This is a genomic window from Candidatus Phytoplasma meliae (genome assembly GCF_016876135.2).
The window spans coordinates 17,080-39,740 of the sequence record NZ_JACAOD020000018.1; the positions used below are offsets into that span (position 1 = coordinate 17,080).

Sequence of the window (22,661 nt, forward strand, 5' to 3'; positions counted from 1 at the left end):
TTGGGTAACTTGATTTTTTATTTTGTTAAAGTACCACATTTAATTATTTTGTTATTTTTTTAACCATAATTTTTTAATTTTTTGAGCTTCTTTTTGAGGATCCTTAATCATAATATAATCATGTTGTGGACCACCTTCTTGAAAATGAAACTTTTTAACTTGAGGATGATTTAAAATTTTGGTTAAAGTTGCTATTTCAAGACTATTTTTGTGACTTTTTTGACAAGCTAAACCAATAGCATAAGAAGCAATAAAATCATCTGTTGGTTCTTCGGTTCCTTCGATATTAGAAGCTATTTTTAAAAAATCAGGATAAGGATTCATAAAAGCAGGCCAATTAGCCATTAAATCATATTTTTGAGGATTGTTTAAAAATTTTTCAGGGATTTGGGATGATTTAGTAAATTCTAATTGATAAGGATTTTGAATATCATTAAAAGAAAGGTTAAATTTTTTAGTTTGGAGCGTTGTTTCTTTGATTGTAATTAAACCTATTTTGTTTAATAAAATTAAGGAACGAGGAACATCACAAGGACCAATATAAGAAAAAGCAGTGGCTAGTAAAATTTTTAAATTGGTGTGTTTTTTAACTTCTGCTAAATTTTTTAAAATAGGGTTACGCTTAGTGTTGATGTATAACCCGTATTTGGAATGGTAAAAGGGTTGGACAAATTCTAAAATTTCTTGGTTGTTGGCTTTTAAAAAATCATTAAAAGCGTTTAGTACATGAATGTTGGTGTATAAAAGACCATCTATTTTCCCTGTTGATAACATTTCAATCCCTTCATGGGTTTGATAATCTACTTTAAATACTTGGAGGTCAATGTTATCGTTTTTAAATAATTCTTTAGCTTTGTTTAAAGTGTTGATGACAGATTGCATAGGGCTTGCAATTTTTACAATTTGGGTAGTTTTCATAATTTGGTAAATCCCTTTTTTTTTTTTTTTGATGAATAAAACCTTATTTAAGTTAAACCCAGTTGGTTTACTTTAAGAGCATTGAAAGGAATGTGTATTCGAATGAAGCCAAATGAATTAAAGAAAACGAAATAAGTTTAATAATGAAAAAAATCACCTGTTTCAGGTTTAAAGCTTATCTATTTTTGTAAATAGTTAATAGAAAAACCACTTTAATATTATAAACAAATAATAAAAATAAATAATCCTAAAAAAGATAATTAATATCATTATTATATTGTTTTTTGATGTGATAAGTGATTGTTATGAATGGTTGAATTGATTATTTTCAATTTCAATATGAAAATAATTGTAATTAAAACTTAATTTTATTTTTTTGGCTTTTATTGTGTTAAGTTACGCAAAAACTCAATAAAAGGGAATATAGGAATTATACATAAAGATATAATTAAAATCCATCCTAAAATATGAGAAATTTTAATTTTGGTATGAAATTTGTTTTTTTTATTTTGTGGTGGGTTATTTTTTAGATTTTTCTTTTTTTTATGTTCTTGATTATTTTTTTTAGGTGCCATAAACGATTTTCTTTCTTTCTTCTGTTTTTTTGGATTTTTAATATTTTGTGAGTGATTGCGGTTTGCTATTTGAAATATTAATTAATATCAATTATTTGAAATTATTGGAAACTGTTATTTTTTTAATTATGCCTAAGGCTTACTTTTATTTTAACTTGAAATTAGTGTTTTTGAACCATTAATTTATGAAAAAAATACAAATACACTATAATCCATGTTTGTTCATGAAAATATAGTTAAACACGTGAATACATAAATGCGTAAATAAAAAAATAGTTTCTATCATTAGTTGATATTAGTTGATATAATATATATGATTCAAGGAGGTTTTCAATTTGCAAAACTATATTCAAAAAAAAATAATTCAACTTCAATTTAAAACTTTAACCCCTATTCAAAAAGAAGTTTTCGCGCAATTTTCCAAACCAGGTAATTTAGTAGGTGTGGCTCCTACAGGAACAGGAAAAACCCATGCTTATTTGCTTCCTTTGTTAAGTCAAATTGATTTTCAGAAACCCTTTTTACAAGCCATTATTTTGGTTCCAACCAATGATTTAGTGTTCCAAGTGTGGGAAATGTTAAAAAAGGTTGAAAAAAGTAATTTTACTAAAATTTTGTATGGAGGAATGGATAAACAAAAAGCCTTGTCACAATTTAGCAAAAAACAACCTTCTTTGATTATTGCTACTCCTGAAAAATTTTTAGAATATGCTTTTAAACTTCATAAAATTAATTTAAAACATGTTTCTTATTTGGTTTTAGATGAGGCTGATATGATGTTTGATCAAGTTTTTTTAACTTCTTTAGAACCCTTGGTTAATCATTTAAAAGCTAAAATTTTGTTATTTTCAGCAACTATTACTTTGGCGATGAAACCCTTTATTAATCGTTATTTTGGAAAAGCTCATTTTATTGATGTTCGTCATCAAAATACTTCTAAGTGTACTTTTTTTCTGTTAGAGGCTTCTGTTTCTAATCGTTTGCAAATTCTGATTCATTTGACTAAAGTACTTAATCCTTATTTAGCTTTAATTTTTGTTAATAATAAAAAAGAACAAGAATTAATTTTTCAAAATTTGTGTGATGACCGTTTAAAATTACTTAATTTCAACGCTTCTTCCCCTGTTAAACAAAGAAAACAAGAATTAAAGGCTATTCATAAATTAAAATATCAATATGTTGTTGCCAGTGATTTGGCTTCAAGAGGAATTGATTTTGATGCTTCATGTGTGATTCATTATAATTTACCTTCTCATTTAGAGTTTTTCCATCATAGAAGTGGTAGAACTGCAAGGATGGGTAAAAAAGGGGAAGTTATTGTGTTATATGATTTTTACGATGTTAAAGAAAAAGATAAAATTAAAAAATTAACTCAAATGGGAATTGTTTTTCATAATGCTTCTTTAAGTCATGAAGGTTTTTTAAGACATGATCAAAAAAGCATGATCCAAGATGGCACAAATAAAGTTAAGACCCCTTCGCGTGCATCAAAAATGTTATCTGATAAAACAAATAAGTGCGTGATTGTTAAAAATAGGGATCTAAAGTACAATAATGATGGTAAACAAGCAAATTTGTCGAGAAAGAAAAAAGCTAATTCTTATTCTCGCTCCAATCATCTTCCTAAAAAGCAAACATTAAAAGGGAAAATTAGATCTTTAAAGAAGCAGAAAAAAAAGAAAATAAAAAGTCAAACTCAAGGTTCAAACCAAAGTTAAAATATATGCTTTAATTGTTCTAAGACTAGTTTTCTTGTTTCAAGCTTTATCAAATTACAAAAGGGAGTCTTTATTATGTTGATTTTAGGTAGTCATGTCCCAATGAAGAAACCAGATAACTATTTAGGCGCCATTAAACATACTTCATCTTACCAAGCTAATACTTTTATGGTATATAGTGGAGCTCCTCAAAACACTATAAGAACTAGTATTAGTCAATTGCAAATTCCACAAGCTTTACAACTGGCTTCTCAAAATAATTTAACTACTAATTATTTTGTTGGGCACGCCCCTTATATTGTTAATTTAGCTAATCCTTGTGAACATAAAAGGATCTTTGCTATTAATTTTTTAGTAGAAGAATTAGTGCGATTTGACGCTATGAAGATTAATCAAATGGTTTTGCATCCAGGAAATGCTTTAAAACAATCAGTTTCGCAAGCAATAGCTTTAATTGCTCAAGGTTTAGATGTGATTTTGGCAAAAACTAAACATTTAAAAATTAAAATTGCTTTAGAAACTATGGCTGGAAAAGGCACTGAAGTGGGAAAAACTTTAGAAGAATTACGTCAAATTCGTCATTTGGTTAATTATAAGCAACGAGTTTCCTTTTGTCTTGATACTTGTCATCTTTTTGATGCTGGTTATGATTTGAAAAATAATTTAACTTTATTTTTACAAGATTTAGATCTTCTTTTAGGAATTAACCATATTTCAGTTATTCATCTTAATGATTCTAAAAATATTTGTGCTAGTCGTAAAGATCGTCATGAAAATATTGGTTTTGGTGAAATAGGGTTTGATGCTTTAATGAGGTTTGCTAAGCATTCTTTTTTTGAGCAAATACCAAAGATTTTAGAAACTCCTTATATTAATGGGAAAGCCCCTTATCAAAAGGAAATTCAAATGATAAGAAATAAAAAATTTAATCCCGAATTAAAAAAAGCTTTTTTTCCTTAATATGTTTAAGAAAACTTCAATAAAATAACAAAAATATCTTATAATTAATATTGGTGTTTGTTATTTTTTAATTTGATCAATCAAACCCCTAAAAAATAATATAGTTAAGGAATTCAAATAATTATTCAAAAAATAATTCATAATATTTTGACTTTTTGGAACAGTATCCAAGTAAATTATCAAATGTTAATTATAGCTTCTTTAGTTAGTTTGATATTTGCTCTTTTGCGTAGTAGTATTAAAATTATTATTAGTTTAATATTATTATTTTTAATATTTAAATTTTGTTTCAAAATCAATTTTTTTACTAAAACATATTAAATTATTTGGTAAGTTGATATAGTAATTGATATTTGAAAAATTTTAAAAAACTGCAAATATAAATAATTTCATTTTGCTAACAACTCTTTTTTTAATTGAAAAGGGTTGTTTTTTACTTAAAACTTAAATTATTGGGTTGATTAATAGTGTTTTTTATTTACACTTACGCTAATATGATTTTGCCTATTTATTATTTGTTTTGAATAGTTGCAACGGTATTTAATGGTATGTTTTTGCTTGCGTGTTTTTTTGATGCATGCTTTATGCAATAGTAATAAATTAATAAAGGATTTTTAAAATTGAACCTACGTGATCATAATCAAAAAAATGTTAATGTTACAAGTATATGTCAGAATAAAACCATTTTTGGTTTTAAATACTTGATATTTGTTGTTTTTTTACTTATTGCCATTGGGCAAATATGTTTTTTTCATCAAGAAGGTAAAATAGATAAATTATGGCACCCCTTAATTACTCCTTTGTTTTTAACTATGGTATTTGGTTGTTTATTTAATTTTGTGGGTAATCAAATTCCTTATTTAAATAAGTTTGGTTTGGGTTTTTTGTTTTGTATTTTGGTTCCTTCCTTTTTAGCTGATTGTGGCATTGTGCCTGGTGAAGTGGTTAAACGGATTGATAAAGCCTTTTTTAATAAACCTTCTTCCTCGGATTCATGGGGTATTGGTATTAATTTTGCTCAATTTTTTGTTACTATTGTAACTGTTAGTAGTATTTTGGCGATTGATAAAAATTTGTTAAAAAAATCTATTGTTAAATTTATTCCTTTAACTCTAATTGCTTTATTTTGTTCTTTTTTGTTAGTAGGTGGCGTTGGTGTTTTATTAGATTATCATCCTCCTCGCGAACATGGATTTATTTCGCGCAATCCCTTTTTAGATACTATTGTTTATTTTTGCAATCCTTTAACAAGTGGTGGTACTAATTTAGGTATTACTCGTTTTCAAGAAACTTTTGCGATAGTTTTTAAAAATAAAAATTCATTAATTACTACTGCTCCTGATAAAATTAGAAGTGTTTTGATTGCTCCTTTGATTTTAACGCGTCTTTTAGCTATTATGTTAGGGGGAATCCTTTATAAATTATTTGACAAAACTATTTATAGTGGTCATAAACAATTAGAAATTAATCAAATAACTAAGACAGAAGATATTAAAAAACTTTCTTCTAAGGCGCAGCAAAATGATTTTAAGGATTCATATCAAAATCTTGGTATGGGAATGATGATTGTTTTTGCTTTGTATAATGTTTGTATGATGTTAAATCAATTTTTGTTTAAAATGGATACAATGGTTTATTTGATTATTGTTTTAATTTTCATTAAAAGATTTGATTTGCTCTCCCTTCGCTATCAAAATTATGTTTTTCACTTATCTAAATTTACAGTTACTAATTTTACTCCAGCAGCTTTAGTTTGTTTTGGGGTTGCTACTAATTTTCAAACTTTAAAAGCATCCATGTTTGATTTCAAAATTGTTATTATGGTTTTGGTGTCGTTGTTAACAGTTGTTTTGGTTGCCTTTTTGTTAGCTAAAAAGTTTGGTTTTTATCCTTTAGAAGCTTCTTTGACAGCAGGTTTATGCTCTCATAGTGTAGGAAGCATGGGTCATATTGGTATTATGTCAACAACTGATCGTATGAATTTGCTTCATTTTGCCCATATTGCTACTCGGATTGTAGGACCTATGATATTTGTTTTTATGAATCTTGTGTTTAATTTTTTTTATAATACGTAAGTGATTTAGTTATTAATGGTTTTATAATATTATCTAATTCTATGTTTTATGATTAATATCATACCAAACCATCCCATCAAAAATGAAAAAAGGAGTTGAACAGTTAATGAAATCTTTTGAAATTAGAAAAATGTGGTTAGATTTTTTTGCGAGTAAAAAACATTATATAGAAAAATCATTTTCTTTAATTCCTCATAAAGACTCTACTTTATTATGGGTTAACGCAGGAGTAACTCCTTTAAAAAAATATTTTGATGGAACACAAGTTCCTGCTTGCCGTAGAATTGCCAATATTCAAAAATGTATTCGCACTAACGATATTGACAATGTTGGTCAAACCTCGCGTCATCATACTTTTTTTGAAATGTTAGGAAATTTTTCCATTGGTGATTATTTTAAAAAAGAAGCGATTCATTTTGCTTATGAATTATTAACTGCTTCTCAATGGTTTGCTTTATCTTTGGATAAACTGTATATTACTTATTTTCCCACAGATCAAGATACTTATCAATATTGGCTTGATTTAGGAGTGAAGAAAGAACATTTAATTCCTTTAAAAACTAATTTTTGGCAAATTGGTGCCGGACCTTCTGGCCCTTGTACGGAGATTTTTTTTGATAGAGGGCCCAAATACGATTTACGTCATAAAGAATTAATTATAGAAGATATCGAAAATAATCGTTTTATTGAAATTTGGAATGTTGTTTTTTCTCAATACAATTGTGATCCTAATATTCCTATGGAACAATATCCTGAACTTCCTAGTAAAAATATTGATACAGGAGCTGGTTTAGAACGTTTTGCTACTATCTTTCAAAATACTAATAGTAATTTTGAAACTGATCTTTTTTTGCCTTTAATTAAAGCCTTAGAACAATTATCGCAGGTGACTTACCAAGGACAAACAAGTTTTAAAGTTATTGCCGATCATCTTAAAACATTAGTTTTTGCTATTAATGATGGGGCCGTTTTAACTAATGAAAAAAGAGGTTATGTTTTAAAAAAACTTTTAAGAAAAGCGGTTAATCAAGGTAAAAAAATTAATTTACATTGTCCTTTTTTACATAAGTTAGTTCCTGCAACAGTTAATATGATGCGTGATTTTTATCCTGAGTTGGTTCAAAATCAAGATATGATAACTAAAATTTTGTTGCAACAAGAAAATATTTTTGGAGAAACACTAAAAACGGCAGAAGCAAGGTTTTTGCAGTGTGTCTATCAAAAGCATTTATCAGGAAGTAATTTTTTTAAACTTTATGATACTTATGGCATCCCAGAAGATTTAATCATTGAAACTGCTCAAAAACATCATGTTACTTTTGATCATTTGGAATTTAAAAAATTATTAGAACAACACCAAAAGATGTCTAAACAAAAGCAATTATTTATGGCTGATATGAATCAACAAGAAGAAAAGTTTTTGAATTTTAAAGAAAAAAGTGAATTTGTTGGTTATCATCAGGGGCATGTGACAACTAAAGTGATAAGGGTTTTTGATCAAGGAATAGTGTTATTGCAAACTCCTTTTTATGCTCCTATGGGAGGTCAAATAGCAGATGATGGTTTTATTAATGGTGTTTTAGTAAAAAATATTGTTAAATTGCCTAATGGTCAATTTTTGCATGAAGTGACAGGTGATTTTCATGAAGGACAAGAAGTGGTGGCTCAAATTGATCAAAATAAAAGGGAACAAATTTCTTATCATCATACAGCTACTCACCTTTTGGAAGAGGTTTTGCGTCAAACATTAGGGAAGCATGTTGAAAAACAAGGTTCATGGGTTGGCTTTGACTCTTTACGTTATGATTTTAATCATTTTGAAAAAATAACTCCTGAAATTTTAATCAAGGTAGAACAGCGGATCAATCACCAAATTAACGAGCGTTTAGGTGTTCAGATAGAAGAGCTTTCTTTGCCAGAAGCACAAATACGTTATAGTTCTCTTTTAGAAAAGAATCAAAAAGCAAAATATTATAATAAAGTGAGAATAGTTAAAATTGGCTCTGATTTTATTGATTTATGTGGTGGCACTCATGCTAAAAATACTTATGCTTTAAACCGTTTTGCTATTTTATCTTGTGAGACTATTAGTTCAGGTGTTTACCGGATAGAAGCAGTTTGTGGCGCTCATCTTAATCAAAAAATAACTCATAAATTATCATTTTATCAAAAGAGTCAACAGGATTTAATCAAAAAAGCTCAAAAAAATGAAATACCAGGTGTTATCTTTGATATTCCTGTTGCTCCTAAGATACAACAAAGTTATCAAGATATTGTTAATGCTCAACAATATGTTCAGTTATTGCAACAAAAATTATTATTGTTTGAAAAAAGAATCTTAGAATATCATCAAAATAAATTGATCCAAGAAAAAGATCGTTTTTTGCCTGATCGCATCACTAAAGAGCTTTTGGTGATCATTGAAGAGCCAAAACCTATAGAAGCTTTAAAATATTTGATGCATTATCTTTTTGATTCTTTGCAATTAGAAGTTTTATTTCTTTGTTATGTGACTTCTGAAAAAGTGGTTTTTTTGTGTAAAAGTAAAACTATACATGCAGGTCAATTAGTGAAAGAAGTTTCTTTATTAGCTTTAGGTGCTGGCGGAGGAAGTCCTTTTTTAGGACAAGGTGGTACTAAAATAACTAAAAATATGAAGCAAGTTATTAAATTTTTAAAAGAAAAATTTAACACTTGTTAATGTGATCCACCCTTGATATCTGCTTTTTATCATTTTATTTGGTATCATATTGCACACACACGCGCATATATAAGATAAAATTATGACACATAAAGGAGTTATCAGTTATTTTAAATATCAATAAAAACTCTTATTTAGGTTTGGATTTGGGGGAAAAAACTTTGGGGATTGCTTTATCCCAAACAGGAGTGATTGCTCAAAATTTCACTACTCTTTTATTCCCATCTCATCAATATCAACAATTAATATCACCTTTACAAAAAATTATTACTGATTATCAAGTAAAAATGATTGTTTTAGGTTATCCTAAACATATGAATAATGATATTGGCATTAAAGCTAAAGTAAGCATTACTTTTAAAAAGAGACTGGAAAAAGCTTTTCGTGATGTGGAAGTGGTTTTGTGGGATGAACGGTTATCCACTTTACAAGCATTATCAATGTTAAGACAAAATAATAAAAAAAAAGCTAAGATTAAACAACTTAAAGATGGCATTGCAGCTACTATTATCTTACAAAACTATCTAGATTATCAAAAACGTTAAAGTGAAGGGATATGTAACCTCATGATGTTTAATAAAACAATATATTTAGCTAAATTAAAAAAATATGCTCAAGATCATCATATTCCTATTTTACAAGATACTAGTTTAACTTTAATTTTGCAAATAATGGAGCAATATCAAATTAAAAATATTTTAGAAATTGGAACGGCTATTGGGTATAGTGCTTTGGCGATGAGTAATGAAAATACTACCATTGATACTTTAGAAAGAGACTTTCTTAGTTATCATTTGGCTAAAAATTTTTTACAAGCGATTCCTTTTCAAATTAATATTATTTGGGCTGAAGCTTTAATTTATCCTTTAACTTGTTTAACTACTTATGATTTAATTTTAATTGATGCCGCCAAAGCTCAATATCAAAAGTTATTTTTAAAGTATTATTCTTTGTTGCGTCCTCAAGGTATTATTATTTGTGATAATCTGCATTTAAATGCTTTTTTAAATGAACAAAATAGTTCTCAACCAACACCTAAACATAAAGGTATTTTAAAAAAAATGGATGATTTTAAAGCTTTTTTAGAAAATCATTCAGATTTTACAACTATTTTTCATAATATTGGCGATGGGTTAAGTATTTCTTATAAAAAAAGATAAAATAATAGTGGATGGTAAATATAAGTTTATGATGCTTTTATTAAAAATAAGTTTAAAGGAGTTTTTGGGATGAAGAACACAGTTTATGAATTAACGCCATCAGGGATAGCGAAATTAAAAAAAGAATTAGTTGATTTAACAGAAGTCAAACGGAAAGAAAATTTGGAAGCTTTGAAAGAAGCACGTGAACAAGGGGATTTGTCGGAAAATGCTGATTATGATGCAGCCCGCAATGAACAAGCTTTAATAGAACATCGTATTTTAGAAATTAAAAATATTTTAAAAAATGTGCGAGTAGCTAAAGTTTCTAAAGATAAAGAAATTGGGATTGGGAAAAAGGTCTTTTTAGAACTTCTAAATTCAGGCTCTCAACAAACTATTGAATTAGTTAGCACTTTGGAATCAGATCCTTTTACTGATAAAATTTCTATTGATTCTCCTTTGGGAAAACATATTAAAGGACATGAAATAGGAGATGTGGTTTTTGTTACTAGTGAAACTGGAAATACTTTTAAGGTTAAAATTTTAAATGTGGAGTAACAACAACTTGTTAAAATCACTTTATTTACCAAAATATTATTATCCTTCGGTCTTCCATATTCCCTTTGATTATTTTTTACAAAAAGGGATTAAAGCTTTATTTTTTGATTTAGACAATACTTTAGTTGATGGTCAGCAAAAAGAATTAGATATGAAGACTAAAAAGCTTTTACAGCAACTTTCTGTTTCTTTTAAAATTATGATTCTTTCAAATGCTTCTTATAAGAGATTACAACATGCTTTAACTAAAGATTTTCATTTTATTCATTTGCCTTTATGGATGAAAAAACCTTCAAAGCAAGCATTTCAAAAAGCAATGCATATAGTCGATCTTAAACCTGAAGCTATTTTGATGATTGGGGATCAGTTACATACAGATATTAATGGGGCTAATCGTTCCAATATTACTTCTTTGTTAGTCAAACCCTTAAACCTTAAACAAGAAAGTATTTGGACTAAGTTTAATCGTTTTTATCGAGAAAAGCGTTTTTTAAAGAAATTAAAAGTAAATCATTATCATCTTTGGCAAACTAAATTTCAAGATTTTGAAGGTAAGTGATATGTTATTGAAACAAATTCGTCAAGTTGTCGAAATTAAATTAAAAAGTGATCCGTCGCGTTTAGCACATACTTTAAGGGTTTATCGTACTGCTACTAAAATGGCAAGATATTATCGCAAATCTATTTTGCCTATTCAAATTGCTGCTCTATTTCATGATTATACTAAAAATGATTCTTTGGAACAACAAAAACCTTATTTAACAGCAGCAAGTATGGTTAAATATCAAAATACTCCCTCTATCTTTCATGCGCTATCAGCGGCTAATTTTTTAAAACAAGAGTTAGAGGTTTGCGATAAAGTTATCTTAAATGCTATTAAAAAGCATGTTTGGGGTCACAAGACTATGAATTATGCTGATAAAATTGTTTTTTTAAGTGATAAAATTGAACCAGGAAGAGAGTATCCGCAACAAAAATATTTTGAGACATTGGCGTATCGTAACATTCATCAAGCTGTTTATGAAATGTTAAATTATAACTTTAATTATTTTTTAAAAAAGGGGGTTCCTTTGCCTGCTGATTATAAAGTTATTCTAACATCTTTAAAAGGTGATATTAAAATGAAAAGTAAGTATATATGATGACTAAAACTACTAATATTATCGGAGGTAGATATAAAGGTCATAAAATTAAATTAGTACCTTCTTTGGATACTAAAGCAACTAGTTCCTTAGTGAAAGAAGCTCTTTTTAATATATTAGGAACTGCTGTTAAAGATAAAGTTTTATTAGATTTATTTGCTGGTAATGGTTCTTATGGTTTTGAAGCTTTAAGTCGTGATGCTTTAAAAGTGTTTTTTGTAGATTCTTCCTTAAAAGCTTTTCACACTTTAAAATATAATCAACGTAAATTAAAGCTTGATGATGAACAAAGTGTTATTTTTTATGCTCATTACTTGGCGGCTTTAAAAAAAATGCAAAAATTGAATTTAATTTTTGATTTTGTGATTGTTGATCCTCCTTACTTTAAAGCATTATATGAATCTACTTTTGTTTATTTAGGGCAATTAACTCATGATAAAAGTATTATTATTTGTGAATCGCATCGTAGGATTGATTTGCCTTTGCACATGAAAGAATTTGAATTGGTTAAAGTTAAAATTTATGGTAATAAAAAACTTAATTTTTATCATAAAATGACTATTTAGTTGAATAATATATATTATATATCAATTATAAAACATAATTGAAAGGAGCTTTAAAGATGGAGTTATCAAGTGTTTTGTATTTATTTTTGGGAGTTGTATTAGGAGGGATTATAGGAGCCTTTTTGATGTTCCGTTGGTTTAAGAAATATTTACAAAAGAATCCTCCTATTAATGAACGTCAAATTAAAGAGATGTTTCGTCAAATGGGGCGTACTCCTTCTGAAAAACAAATTCGTCAAATTGTCAATAGTATGAAACAGGCTAAATAAAAGAGTAATGGAACAGGTTTATGTTATTGTAATTATTTTACTCACTGTTGTTATTTTTTGGATCATGAATTATTTTTATCAAAATAAGATGAAAGATAAAATGAAAAAGTATTTATTGTCTTGCGAGCCATTAGAACAAGAAGTGTTAAAAAGTTTTTTACAAGAGAGTCAAAAAGATTTTTTGTTAACTAAAGATGCTGCTATTACTAAAAAGTTATTAAAGTTAAAGATTATTGAGATTAAAACCACTATTGTTAATCATAAATGTAATAGTTATATGCTTAATCCTTTAGTTAAAAAAGTTATTAAGGGTAATCGTCGTTTAACTAAAATGTATTTAAATAATTAAATAATAAAAAAACACCTTTGTAAAAAGGTGTTTTTTGTTTGATAATAAGTTTTATTGGGTAATTAATTCATGATAAGGGGCTACTTTAACCTTAACATGAGGATCAAGGCTAATTAAACGTGAAATAGGACATCTTTGGTGGGTTTGTTCTAAAATTATTTGGGTTTGTTCTAGTGACATCTGATCAATTCCTAAAATAGCAGTTGGTTTAAAACAAAAACCTTGTTTATCTTTTAACATTTCTAAAGTAATTTTTACTTTTAAATCTTTATCTTGTTGCCCTTGTTCTTCTAATACTTTTTTAGAGGTTTTATAAAAACAGATAGCCCAAGAAAGACAAAATAAATCTTTAGGTCCTGATTGATTAGAACTAGGTTCTAAGGCTGAAACTAATTTTTTAGTAGTGCCGCTTTTTTCTTCAAAAAAACATAAATCATTTAAATGGGGATGAAAGTAAGTAGTAGTTTGAAAAATGATCATTTTAAATCCTCTTTCCTTATCTATAAAATAGTTTTGTTTTATTTTTAAAATTACTATTTCTATTTTTATTATAACATTAACATTTATAAAGCGATATACATTTGTTATCTCGCCTAGACCAAAACTAATAATTTTCCTTATTTAATTATTTTTTTTGCGCGTTAATAAAATATGCTTATATGTTATAATAATATTAATTAGTGTTTTTTTGAAATTGCTTCCAATGAACTATCCAATTTTTATTATTTTTTGGTTAGTTATGGTCGGTTAGTGATTAACAAAATAGCGAAATAGAAATAATTGGTATTATTGGTAATATAAAGAAAAAAGGGATTTGTGGTTTGAAAAAAGCTTTAGTGATTAGATTTTTAGCTGGTGTTTATGATCTTCGAGATTTAGAAAGTAAAACTTTTTTACAAGCTAGAAAAAGAGGCACTTTAAAAGGATTTGATGTGAATCTTGATGTTAATAAAACAAATACAATTAATGGCAAACCTAAGAATTTAATTATTAAGGTGGGTGACATTGTAGGTTATCAATTTTGTTATGATAAATATTTAATTGATACTGTTTTTGTGCGAAAAAATGAATTACAAAGACCTAACATTGCCAATATTAATCAAGTATTATTGGTTTTTTCTTTGATTAGACCTCATTTTCAAACGCTTTTATTAGATAAATTTTTATTAATTTTAAAGAAACAAAAATTAGATTTAGTTTTAGTTTTTTCTAAAATTGATTTGCTTGAAAGAAATGATTTGGAAAACGTTAAACAACAAATTTCGTATTATGAAAAATTTTATCCTTGTTATTTTGTGAACAGTAAACAACAAATTGGGATTGATGTTTTAAAGGATATTTTTGCTAATAAAATTACTGTTTTAGCAGGACAAACAGGAGTTGGTAAATCTACCTTGTTAAAAGCATTAATTCCTGATGCATATTTAAAAACACAAGAAATTTCAGAAAGTTTAGGCAGAGGTAAGCACACTACTAAAAATGCTCAATTATATGAATTTAATCATGGTTTTATTGCCGATACTCCTGGTTTTTCGAAGTTAGATTTAAATGATTTTGTTTATGGCGATTTAAAGGATTTTTATCCTGATTTTTTATGTTATGTGCATGATTGTTTTTTTGGTAATAATTGTTTACATTTGCAAGAAGATAAATGCGGTGTGAAGCAAGCTTTGGAAAACGGCGACCTTCCTTTTTGGAGATATCAAAATTATCTTTATTTTATGGCTGAAATTAAAAAAGAGAAAAAAAGTTATCCAAGACACCAAGACAAATAAAAGATAGTAAACATCAATGATAACATTATTTTTTTAATTGCTGTTATTGTGTGGGATTTAGATTTAATCGCAAAGAGCAAACCTCCCCCGTTAAAAACAACAAAAATGCAAAATAAAGAAATGAAGGAGCACAGGAGTTACAAAATGAAAATAGGAATTATTGGATTACCGAATGTAGGAAAATCAACTTTATTTAATGCTTTAACCAAAATGCAAGTTTTAGAAGCCAATTATCCTTTTGCCACTATTGAACCTAATGTAGGAGTTGTGGAAGTCAAGGATCCTCGTTTACAAATTTTAGCTCAGATTTTTCAATCGCAAAAAATTATTTCTACTTTAATTGAGTTTCGTGATATTGCAGGTTTAGTGGCTGGTGCATCTCAAGGAGAAGGGTTAGGCAATCAATTTTTAAGTCATATTCGTAGTGTTGATGCTATTTGTCACGTTGTTAAATGTTTTCAAGATCCTAATATTGCTCACGTTATGACGAAAGGCGATCCTTTGGAAGAAATTAAGATTATTGAAACCGAATTAGCTTTAGCTGATTTAGATCAAATTGAGAAACGTTTACAAAAGTTAATGAAGCAAAAAAAGAAAGGCGATAAAGAGTTATTATTAGAAGAAGCTCTTTTAACTAAAATTAAATATCATTTAACTAATCAAACTTTAAAGGATTTGAGTTTAGATGTTAAAGAAATGAAAATGGTTAAAAGTTTTAATTTATTGTGTTTAAAACCTTCGCTTTATTTAGCTAATGTCAAAGAAAATGAATTAGCCAATATTAAAGATAATCAATTTTATCAAAAAGTATCGTTACATGCCGCGCAAGAAGGTAAAATTATTGTGCCCATGTGTGTGCAATTGGAAAAAGAGTTGTCAGGCTTAGCCGAGGAAGAAAGACAATTGTTTTTAAAAGATTATGGTTTAATCCAAACTGCTTTAAATCAATTGATTCAAGCTAGTTATCAACTTTTAGGATTGCAAACTTATTTTACAGCAGGCCCTAAAGAAGTACATGCTTGGTCTTTTCAAAAAGGACTTAAAGCTCCTGAATGTGCTAGAATTATTCATACAGATTTGCAAAAAGGTTTTATCAAAGCTGAAGTAGTGGCTTATCAGGATTTAGTAGAAGCTCAAACTTTTCAAAAAAGCAAAGAAAAGGGTAAAGTGAGAATCGAAGGAAAAGAATATCAAGTGCAAGACGGCGATATTATTACTTTTAGGTTTAATGTGTAAAAGTGCGTTGGCACGCGCGTTAATAATTAAGATATCAAACGTTTTCGTTTTTAAATTTAATTTTACTTATGACGCGTGTTGCAATCATTTTTTAATAAGATAGTTTTTAGTTTTTGGATTGCATGCTTTTTAATGGTTGTGCTGTGATGGTCATTATATAGATACAATAAATATTAAGGAAACAAGTTAAGATTATGAAAAATTATAAAAATACTCTTTTAATGCCTCAAACCGATTTTCCCATGAAAGGTAATTTGGGTAAAAATGAAATTAATATTCAACAAAAGTGGTATCAGCAAAAGTTATATCAAAAAAAACTAAAGCAAAATCAAGGTGCTCCGATGTTTATGTTGCATGATGGCCCCCCTTATGCTAATGGTAACCTTCATATTGGACACGCTTTAAATAAAATTTTAAAAGATTTTATCGTTCGTTTTCATAGTATGAAGGGTTTTTATGCCCCTTATATTCCAGGATGGGATACTCATGGGCTTCCTATTGAAGCAGCAGTTCTTAAAAAAGATAGAGACAAGTATTTATCTAGTCGTCAAAAACTTTTGGAAAAATGTCAAGCGTTTGCTTTAGAAAATGTGGATAATCAAAAAAAACAATTTCAAAGATTAGGAGTCTTAGGAGATTGGGATCATCCTTATTTGACCCTAGATCCTAAGTTTATGGCGGATCAAGTGAGGATTTTTGGGAAAATGGTGGCTGAAGGAGTTGTTTTTAAAGCTCTTAAACCTATTCATTGGTCGCCTACTTTAGAGTCGGCTTTAGCTGAAGCAGAATTAGAATATCATGAGCACCAATCTCCTTCCATTTATGTTGCTTTTCCTATGGCTGTTGCCTCGGATAGTTTGTTTCAAAATGCTTGTGCAATTATTTGGACTACTACTCCTTGGACCTTGCCAGCTAATAAAGCTATAGCAGTGCATCCTCATCAAAAATATCAATTAATAGATGTTTTGAACAAACGTTATTTAGTTGGTAAAAATGCGCTTCCTCAATTAAAAAAAGCTTTAGCTTGGGATGATGCAACAATTCAAATTATTAAGACTTTTCAAGGAAAAGAATTAGAATATTTAACATATCGCAATCCTTTAGTGCCTACAACTGGATTTTTCATTTTATCAGACCATGTTTTAGATAATGAAGGAACTGGGTTGGTTCATATTGCCCCTGGTCATGGTTTAGAAGATTTTATTGTTGGTCAAAAATATCATTTAGAAGTTGTTTGTAGCATTGATAAAAGAGGATTAATGAGTGCTTGTGCAGGAAAATATCAAGGTTTATTTTACACTAAAGCCAATGATGTTATTATCACTGATTTATCAGAAAATAATTATTTATTAAAAGTTGATGTGATTACCCATTCTCATCCTTATGATTGGCGTACTAAAAAACCAGTGATTTCCTTAGCGCTTTCGCAGTGGTTTGTTTCTCTTAAAAAAATAAAAACTAATTTATTAAAAGCAATTCAACAAGTTAACTGGTTGCCTCAATGGGGTAATTTAAAAATGACTAATATGATGCAAGAACGTGAAGATTGGAATATTAGTCGTCAAAGAACTTGGGGAGTTCCTATTGCTATTTTTTATGCTGAAAACAAAGAACCTATCTTAGATTTGGCAGTTACTAATCATGTGGCTAATTTATTTGAAAAACACGGTATTGAAATTTGGTATGAATGGGATTGTCAGCAACTTTTGCCTCCGAATTATCAACATTCGAATAGTCCTAATGGTATTTTTACTAAAGAACTTGATATTATGGATGTTTGGTTTGATTCAGGAACTTCTTATAGCGTGATTAAACGTAGATATCAAACTGATGTTAGTGCCCTTTATTTGGAAGGCAACGATCAACATCGTGGTTGGTTTAATTCTTCTTTGATTACTTCTGTTGCTGCTTTTCAAAAAGCCCCTTATCATACTGTTATTACTCATGGTTTTGTTTTAGATGGTAAGGGTCAAAAAATGAGTAAATCCCTAGGAAACATTATTGATCCTTTAACCATTGCTTCTCAAAAAGGAGCTGATATTATGAGGTTATGGGTAGCTAATACTAATTATAATTTTGATGTTCGCATTAATAATGCTATTTTGAATCAAGTCGAAGATATGTATCGTAAAATTAGAAATACCTTGCGTTTTATGATGGGCAATTTAGCTCGTTTTGATAAAGATCAGCATTATTTGACTTGGGATCAACGTAAACCTATTCATCAAGCTGTGATTCTTGATTGGGAAGAAATTGTAGTCAAAATACTTCATTCTTATCAAGTTTATGATTTTGAAGCGATTATCAGGAATCTCTTCCCCTTTATTACTAATAAAATTAGTGCTTTTTATTTTGATTTTAGTAAAGATATTTTATATATTGAAAAAGAGGAACATTTAGAACGCCAAATGATTCAATCAACTATTTATGATTTATTATTAGGTTTTTTACAAGTGTTGACTCCTATTATTCCACATACTACGTCTGAAGCTTATAGTTTTTGTCCTTTTTTTGATCATGAAGATGTTTATTTAGAGTCGATGCCACAATTGCATCATTATGAAGGCAAGCATCTTTTAGTAGAATACCATCGTTTTTTAGCATTGAGAAAAAACGTGTTACAAACTTTAGAAAAAGCAAGACAAAGTAAAATTATTAATTCCTCCCTACAAGCACATCTTCATTTAGAATTAACAAAAGAACATCTTTATGTTTGTGATGTGTTGCAAATCAAAGAACAGTTACACCAATTGTTTATTGTTTCCAAAGTGACTTTAGTATCAAAAGATGTTTTGGGAATTAAAGTTGAAAAAGCAAATGGATATCCGTGTCAAAGATGTTGGAATGTAGTCCTTCCCCATATTAATCAAGATTTATGCTTTCGTTGCCATAATATTTTAAACCATCAAGAAAAGAAAGGTGAATGGGATGAAAAATGATAATATCAACATTAATCATGGTGCCAACCATAAGAAATTAAACCCAAAGCCAAGCAAAATCCAATATGGAGCAGAATTAAAAAAATTACTAATTGTTTTTATGGCTTTAATAGGATATGATTTGATTTCTGTTTGGGCTATTAATTGTACTGGAGGACCAAGTGGTAAGGAGGGGTACAAAACTGATCTTTATCCTGGTGGTATTCATGGTTTAGGTGATTTAATTGGTAAACTGTTGTCTAAAATGGGTGTTTTGTCTTATGATCAGATTACTAATTTTGGGATGATTTTTTATTTGGTTGTCAACATTGCTTTTTTATGGTTTATTTCTTATCGTTATTTAGATTTATATTTTACTGTTACCACTGCCTTAGCAGCTATATTTTTACCTTTAATGGGGATGTTGCTTCACGTAGCTGTTAAAGATGGTTTTTTACAAAAGAGTGAACGTTTTTTTGGTCTTTTCGCTCCAGAAGCTGATTTTGTTTCTGATTTTTCACGAGCTATTTTTGCTGGTTTTTTTATTGGTTTTTTTTATGCCATCCCTATTAAATTAAAGTCTTCTACTGGTGGCATCGATATTATTGGTAAATACTTATGGGTTTATAAGAAAAAAAATATCGCTGTTACTATTGAAGTGTTTGGATATGTTTTAGTTTTCATTGGTTTTATTGCTAACCTTTTTTTAGAGGGTCTTCCAAACGAAACTTGGAAACTTTTATTACCGCTTTTATATGCTTTTGTTAGAATTAAGTTAACTGGTTTTATGATAAACATAATTGCTGTTAAAAGCGAACAATAAAAATGATTTATTAAAACTATGCCAAACTGCTTTGTAACAGTTTGGCTTTTGGTCTTTTGGTTGCGCTTGAAAAATATTTGTAAAGACAAAAGTGTGATCATGGGTATATTAAACCATCACTAACCAAAGTTATTTTTCTTGATATGAATTTGCATTTATATTTTAATTAAATAAAAGGATTTTTTTAATGAACACAATCTTTAGTCAAAAAACTCCTGAACAATTACTCAAGATGTTTAAAACTGATTTTAATAAAGGACTTTCGCCTCAAGAAGCCCTGCAAAGATTAACTATTTATGGTAATAATCAAATTAATGCTTTAACTCAGGAAACTTTTTATCAAAAATTAAAAAAACAATTTCAAGATTTATTAGTTATTATTTTGTTAATGGCAGCAGCCATTAATTTAACAATCGGTATTTTTCAAAATAAACATGAAGAAATTTATGAAGCATGTTTTATTTTATTCATTGTGTTAGGTAATGCTTTGTTAAGTATATATTATGAAAATAAAACTCAACAAGCATTATCTTTTGTTGAAAAAAAAGTAGCTCTTAGGGTTAAAGTTGTTAGAGATAATAAGCATCTTTTGATTCCTATGGTGAATTTAGTTCCAGGAGATATTGTTATTTTAGAAACAGGCGATTTGGTTTCTGCTGATATGCGTCTTTTGGAAAGTTTTAATTTAACTGTGGACGAATCTCTTTTTACAGGAGAATCGCAAGCTATTTTAAAACAAGAACTTACTTTGCCGCAAAATAAAAATATAGCTGATTTATCACTTGTAAATATGGTTTTTATGAATACTGTTGTTTTAAAAGGAAGAGGCAAAGGGTTAGTAGTTGCTACTGGGATGAAAACTGAAATTGGTAAAATTACTACTTTTATTGCTAAACCTCAAATTACTAAAACTCCTTTAGAACAAAAATTAACTAAATTAATCAAAACTCTAACTTTATTAATATCTATGATCGTTATTTTGAATGCTTTGATCGTTTTGTTGAAACAAACTGGGTTTGGTTGTTTGCAATGGGATATTTTACAAAGTACTTTTTTAGATTCGCTTGCTTTAACAGTTGCTGCTATTCCTGAAGGTTTGCTAATCATTATGACTTTAATTTTGGCTTTAGGAATGAAGAAACTAACTGTTTTAAATGCAATTGTTAAAAATTTAAAAACCTTGGAAACTTTAGGGGCTGTTAATGTTATTTGTACTGATAAAACAGGTACTTTAACACAAAATAAGATGACTGTTAAACAAATTATTACTGCTGATGCGTTAATTGCTGCACTTCCCTTATGTCATGCCTTTTCTCTTAATCCTCATAGATTGATGTTAGAAAAATTAATGCTTTTTGGTGTTTTATGTAATGATGCTTTAATTAGTCCCAAGCCTAATCAAAAGTTATTAGAAGTTTTTGCTGATCCTACTGAAAAAGCTTTGATTAATTTAGCTTTATTTTATCAAATGGATGTGTTAACTTGGAAAAAAAAATATGTTCGTTTAGGGGAAATTCCTTTTGATGCTCAAAGAAAATTAATGACTACTTTTAATCATAATATGGCAGAAAATACTATTTATCAAATTACTAAAGGGGCTCCTGAAGTTTTATTAAAAAGAAGTCATCAAGTGATGTATCAAGGGCGCATTATCCCTAAAGATGACAGGATTAATCATATTTTAGAAAAACAAATTAGTCAATTAACTCAGCAATCTTTAAGAGTTTTGGGGATAGCTTATAGCATTTTGCCTTTTGATCCTGCTTTTAAAATTGATCAAGTGTTGCAACCAGAATATAATCTTATTTTTGTAGGAGTGGTAGCTTTAGAAGATCCTATTCGTCCTGAGGTTTTTCAAGCTATTGCCAAATGCCAAGCAGCTTATGTGACTCCTATTATGATTACAGGTGATCATCTCCAAACAGCTATGGGGATTGCTCAAAAATTAAATATTTTAGCTACTCGTGATGATTTAGCAATTACAGGGGAAACTTTGAATCATTTGTCGGAAGCAGAATTTTTAGATAAGTTAGAATATATTAAAGTTTATGCACGCACTAATCCTCAACATAAATTAAAAATAGTAAAAGCTTGGCAAAAAAAAGGTTTTGTGGTATCAATGACAGGTGATGGTGTGAATGATGCTTTAAGTATCAAACAGGCTAATATTGGTATTGCTATGGGAATTACTGGAACTCATGTTGCTAAAATGGCATCTGATATGATCTTAACAGATGATAATTTTGCTACCATTGTGAAAGCTTTAGAAGCAGGACGTAATGTTTTTAATAATATTAAAAAAAGCTTAGTTTTTCTTTTAAGTTGTAATGTGGGCGAAATTATGTTAATTTTACTTAGTAATTTATTTGGTAGTTATTGGTTTGGCGGGGATTTTAAAATTTTAACAGCTTTTCAAATTCTTTGGATTAATTTAGTGACAGATTCCCTAGTAGCAATGGCTTTAGGATTGGAACCACAAGAACAAAACTTAATGTCTCAAAAACCACGTCAGATGAATGAAAATCTTTTAAATAAAAGTATTTATTATAAAATTATGATTGAAGGCTGCTTAATTGCTTCATTAGCTTTTTTAGCTGCTTTGGTTGGTTATTATTGGCATGGATACAATCATCAATATGCTCAAACTTTTGCTTTTATGGTACTTGCTATTTCTCAATTAATTCATGTTTGGAATTTACGTAGTTTTAAGGTATCTATGTTTAAATTAAAACCTAATCTTGCTTTAAGAAAAGCCTTTGGTATTAGTTTGTTGTTGCAATTAATAATTATTTTAATCCCTGCTATCAGGTCACTTTTTAAATTAATGCCTTTATCAAGTGTTGATTATTTGATTATTTTCTTTTTTTCCTTATGTCCTTTAATTGTGGTTGAAATATATAAAAAAATAATGACAAAGAGTTGTGTTTGATTGATTA

The 22,661-nt window shown here is 28.4% G+C and carries 19 protein-coding genes; 17 read left to right on the forward strand and 2 right to left on the reverse strand.

Annotation, left to right across the window (positions count from 1 at the left end):
- Positions 1 to 51: 51 nt before the first annotated feature.
- On the reverse strand, positions 52 to 918 hold the full coding sequence (locus tag CHTY_RS03335) for a MetQ/NlpA family ABC transporter substrate-binding protein (RefSeq protein ID WP_246454099.1): 867 nt from the start codon (positions 916 to 918) through the stop codon (positions 52 to 54).
- Positions 919 to 1,828: 910 nt separating this feature from the next.
- On the opposite strand from CHTY_RS03335, the gene CHTY_RS03340 reads away from it, so the two are divergent.
- From CHTY_RS03340 to CHTY_RS03395, 12 genes are all read left to right on the forward strand, one after another.
- The gene (locus CHTY_RS03340) at positions 1,829 to 3,211 is read left to right on the forward strand and encodes a DEAD/DEAH box helicase (protein ID WP_203552406.1); all 1,383 of its coding nucleotides are present in this window, start codon (positions 1,829 to 1,831) and stop codon (positions 3,209 to 3,211) included.
- Between the two features lie 75 nt (positions 3,212 to 3,286).
- Positions 3,287 to 4,171 (forward strand): deoxyribonuclease IV, encoded by an 885-nt coding sequence (locus CHTY_RS03345; RefSeq protein WP_203552407.1) that lies wholly within the window; start codon positions 3,287 to 3,289, stop codon positions 4,169 to 4,171.
- A 620-nt stretch (positions 4,172 to 4,791) separates the two neighbouring features.
- Positions 4,792 to 6,246 (forward strand): 2-hydroxycarboxylate transporter family protein, encoded by a 1,455-nt coding sequence (locus CHTY_RS03350; RefSeq protein WP_203552408.1) that lies wholly within the window; start codon positions 4,792 to 4,794, stop codon positions 6,244 to 6,246.
- A gap of 106 nt (positions 6,247 to 6,352) precedes the next feature.
- The gene (gene alaS, locus CHTY_RS03355) at positions 6,353 to 8,947 is read left to right on the forward strand and encodes an alanine--tRNA ligase (protein ID WP_203552409.1); all 2,595 of its coding nucleotides are present in this window, start codon (positions 6,353 to 6,355) and stop codon (positions 8,945 to 8,947) included.
- 107 nt (positions 8,948 to 9,054) lie between these two features.
- A complete protein-coding gene (gene ruvX, locus CHTY_RS03360; protein WP_203552435.1) occupies positions 9,055 to 9,492 on the forward strand; it encodes a Holliday junction resolvase RuvX in 438 nt (145 codons plus the stop codon).
- Positions 9,493 to 9,516: 24 nt separating this feature from the next.
- Positions 9,517 to 10,107: an O-methyltransferase gene (locus tag CHTY_RS03365; RefSeq protein ID WP_246454102.1), complete on the forward strand. Its 591-nt coding sequence runs from the start codon at positions 9,517 to 9,519 to the stop codon at positions 10,105 to 10,107.
- 69 nt (positions 10,108 to 10,176) lie between these two features.
- The gene (gene greA / locus CHTY_RS03370; RefSeq protein ID WP_203552411.1) at positions 10,177 to 10,647 is read left to right on the forward strand and encodes a transcription elongation factor GreA; all 471 of its coding nucleotides are present in this window, start codon (positions 10,177 to 10,179) and stop codon (positions 10,645 to 10,647) included.
- Complete coding sequence (locus tag CHTY_RS03375) at positions 10,637 to 11,206, forward strand: YqeG family HAD IIIA-type phosphatase (protein ID WP_203552412.1); 570 nt, start codon at positions 10,637 to 10,639, stop codon at positions 11,204 to 11,206. Before greA ends, CHTY_RS03375 begins: the two co-directional genes overlap by 11 nt.
- A gap of 1 nt (position 11,207) precedes the next feature.
- Entirely contained in the window at positions 11,208 to 11,789 is a 582-nt protein-coding gene (gene yqeK, locus CHTY_RS03380) for a bis(5'-nucleosyl)-tetraphosphatase (symmetrical) YqeK (protein WP_203552413.1), read from the forward strand.
- Complete coding sequence (rsmD, locus tag CHTY_RS03385; protein ID WP_246454103.1) at positions 11,786 to 12,355, forward strand: 16S rRNA (guanine(966)-N(2))-methyltransferase RsmD; 570 nt, start codon at positions 11,786 to 11,788, stop codon at positions 12,353 to 12,355. Before yqeK ends, rsmD begins: the two co-directional genes overlap by 4 nt.
- Before the next feature lie 56 nt (positions 12,356 to 12,411).
- A complete protein-coding gene (locus tag CHTY_RS03390; RefSeq protein WP_203552414.1) occupies positions 12,412 to 12,624 on the forward strand; it encodes a YneF family protein in 213 nt (70 codons plus the stop codon).
- A 7-nt stretch (positions 12,625 to 12,631) separates the two neighbouring features.
- Positions 12,632 to 12,973 (forward strand): hypothetical protein, encoded by a 342-nt coding sequence (locus tag CHTY_RS03395; RefSeq protein ID WP_203552415.1) that lies wholly within the window; start codon positions 12,632 to 12,634, stop codon positions 12,971 to 12,973.
- A gap of 51 nt (positions 12,974 to 13,024) precedes the next feature.
- Here the strand turns inward: CHTY_RS03395 and CHTY_RS03400 are convergent, their stop codons facing one another.
- The gene (locus tag CHTY_RS03400) at positions 13,025 to 13,453 is read right to left on the reverse strand and encodes an OsmC family protein (RefSeq protein WP_203552416.1); all 429 of its coding nucleotides are present in this window, start codon (positions 13,451 to 13,453) and stop codon (positions 13,025 to 13,027) included.
- Between the two features lie 341 nt (positions 13,454 to 13,794).
- On the opposite strand from CHTY_RS03400, the gene rsgA reads away from it, so the two are divergent.
- From rsgA to CHTY_RS03425, 5 genes are all read left to right on the forward strand, one after another.
- Positions 13,795 to 14,748 carry a ribosome small subunit-dependent GTPase A gene (rsgA, locus tag CHTY_RS03405; RefSeq protein ID WP_203552417.1) on the forward strand — a complete coding sequence of 318 codons (954 nt, stop codon included), beginning with the start codon at positions 13,795 to 13,797 and terminating at the stop codon, positions 14,746 to 14,748.
- A gap of 144 nt (positions 14,749 to 14,892) precedes the next feature.
- Positions 14,893 to 15,984 (forward strand): redox-regulated ATPase YchF, encoded by a 1,092-nt coding sequence (ychF, locus tag CHTY_RS03410; RefSeq protein WP_203552418.1) that lies wholly within the window; start codon positions 14,893 to 14,895, stop codon positions 15,982 to 15,984.
- A gap of 194 nt (positions 15,985 to 16,178) precedes the next feature.
- Positions 16,179 to 18,923, forward strand: coding sequence for an isoleucine--tRNA ligase (gene ileS / locus CHTY_RS03415; protein ID WP_203552419.1), 2,745 nt, complete (start codon positions 16,179 to 16,181; stop codon positions 18,921 to 18,923).
- Positions 18,913 to 19,725, forward strand: a complete 813-nt coding sequence (locus CHTY_RS03420) for a YitT family protein (RefSeq protein ID WP_203552420.1) — start codon at positions 18,913 to 18,915, stop codon at positions 19,723 to 19,725. Before ileS ends, CHTY_RS03420 begins: the two co-directional genes overlap by 11 nt.
- A gap of 187 nt (positions 19,726 to 19,912) precedes the next feature.
- Positions 19,913 to 22,654, forward strand: coding sequence for a cation-translocating P-type ATPase (locus CHTY_RS03425; RefSeq protein WP_203552421.1), 2,742 nt, complete (start codon positions 19,913 to 19,915; stop codon positions 22,652 to 22,654).
- The last annotated feature ends 7 nt before the right edge of the window (positions 22,655 to 22,661 follow it).

Coding starts and splice junctions, on each gene's coding strand:
- CHTY_RS03335 (WP_246454099.1), bottom strand. CDS start 918: ATGAAAACTACCCAAATTGTAAAAATTGCAAGCCCTATGCAATCTGTC.
- CHTY_RS03345 (WP_203552407.1), top strand. CDS start 3,287: ATGTTGATTTTAGGTAGTCATGTCCCAATGAAGAAACCAGATAACTAT.
- alaS (WP_203552409.1), top strand. CDS start 6,353: ATGAAATCTTTTGAAATTAGAAAAATGTGGTTAGATTTTTTTGCGAGT.
- CHTY_RS03365 (WP_246454102.1), top strand. CDS start 9,517: ATGTTTAATAAAACAATATATTTAGCTAAATTAAAAAAATATGCTCAA.
- greA (WP_203552411.1), top strand. CDS start 10,177: ATGAAGAACACAGTTTATGAATTAACGCCATCAGGGATAGCGAAATTA.
- CHTY_RS03375 (WP_203552412.1), top strand. CDS start 10,637: ATGTGGAGTAACAACAACTTGTTAAAATCACTTTATTTACCAAAATAT.
- yqeK (WP_203552413.1), top strand. CDS start 11,208: ATGTTATTGAAACAAATTCGTCAAGTTGTCGAAATTAAATTAAAAAGT.
- rsmD (WP_246454103.1), top strand. CDS start 11,786: ATGATGACTAAAACTACTAATATTATCGGAGGTAGATATAAAGGTCAT.
- CHTY_RS03390 (WP_203552414.1), top strand. CDS start 12,412: ATGGAGTTATCAAGTGTTTTGTATTTATTTTTGGGAGTTGTATTAGGA.
- CHTY_RS03395 (WP_203552415.1), top strand. CDS start 12,632: ATGGAACAGGTTTATGTTATTGTAATTATTTTACTCACTGTTGTTATT.
- CHTY_RS03400 (WP_203552416.1), bottom strand. CDS start 13,453: ATGATCATTTTTCAAACTACTACTTACTTTCATCCCCATTTAAATGAT.
- ychF (WP_203552418.1), top strand. CDS start 14,893: ATGAAAATAGGAATTATTGGATTACCGAATGTAGGAAAATCAACTTTA.
- ileS (WP_203552419.1), top strand. CDS start 16,179: ATGAAAAATTATAAAAATACTCTTTTAATGCCTCAAACCGATTTTCCC.
- CHTY_RS03420 (WP_203552420.1), top strand. CDS start 18,913: ATGAAAAATGATAATATCAACATTAATCATGGTGCCAACCATAAGAAA.
- CHTY_RS03425 (WP_203552421.1), top strand. CDS start 19,913: ATGAACACAATCTTTAGTCAAAAAACTCCTGAACAATTACTCAAGATG.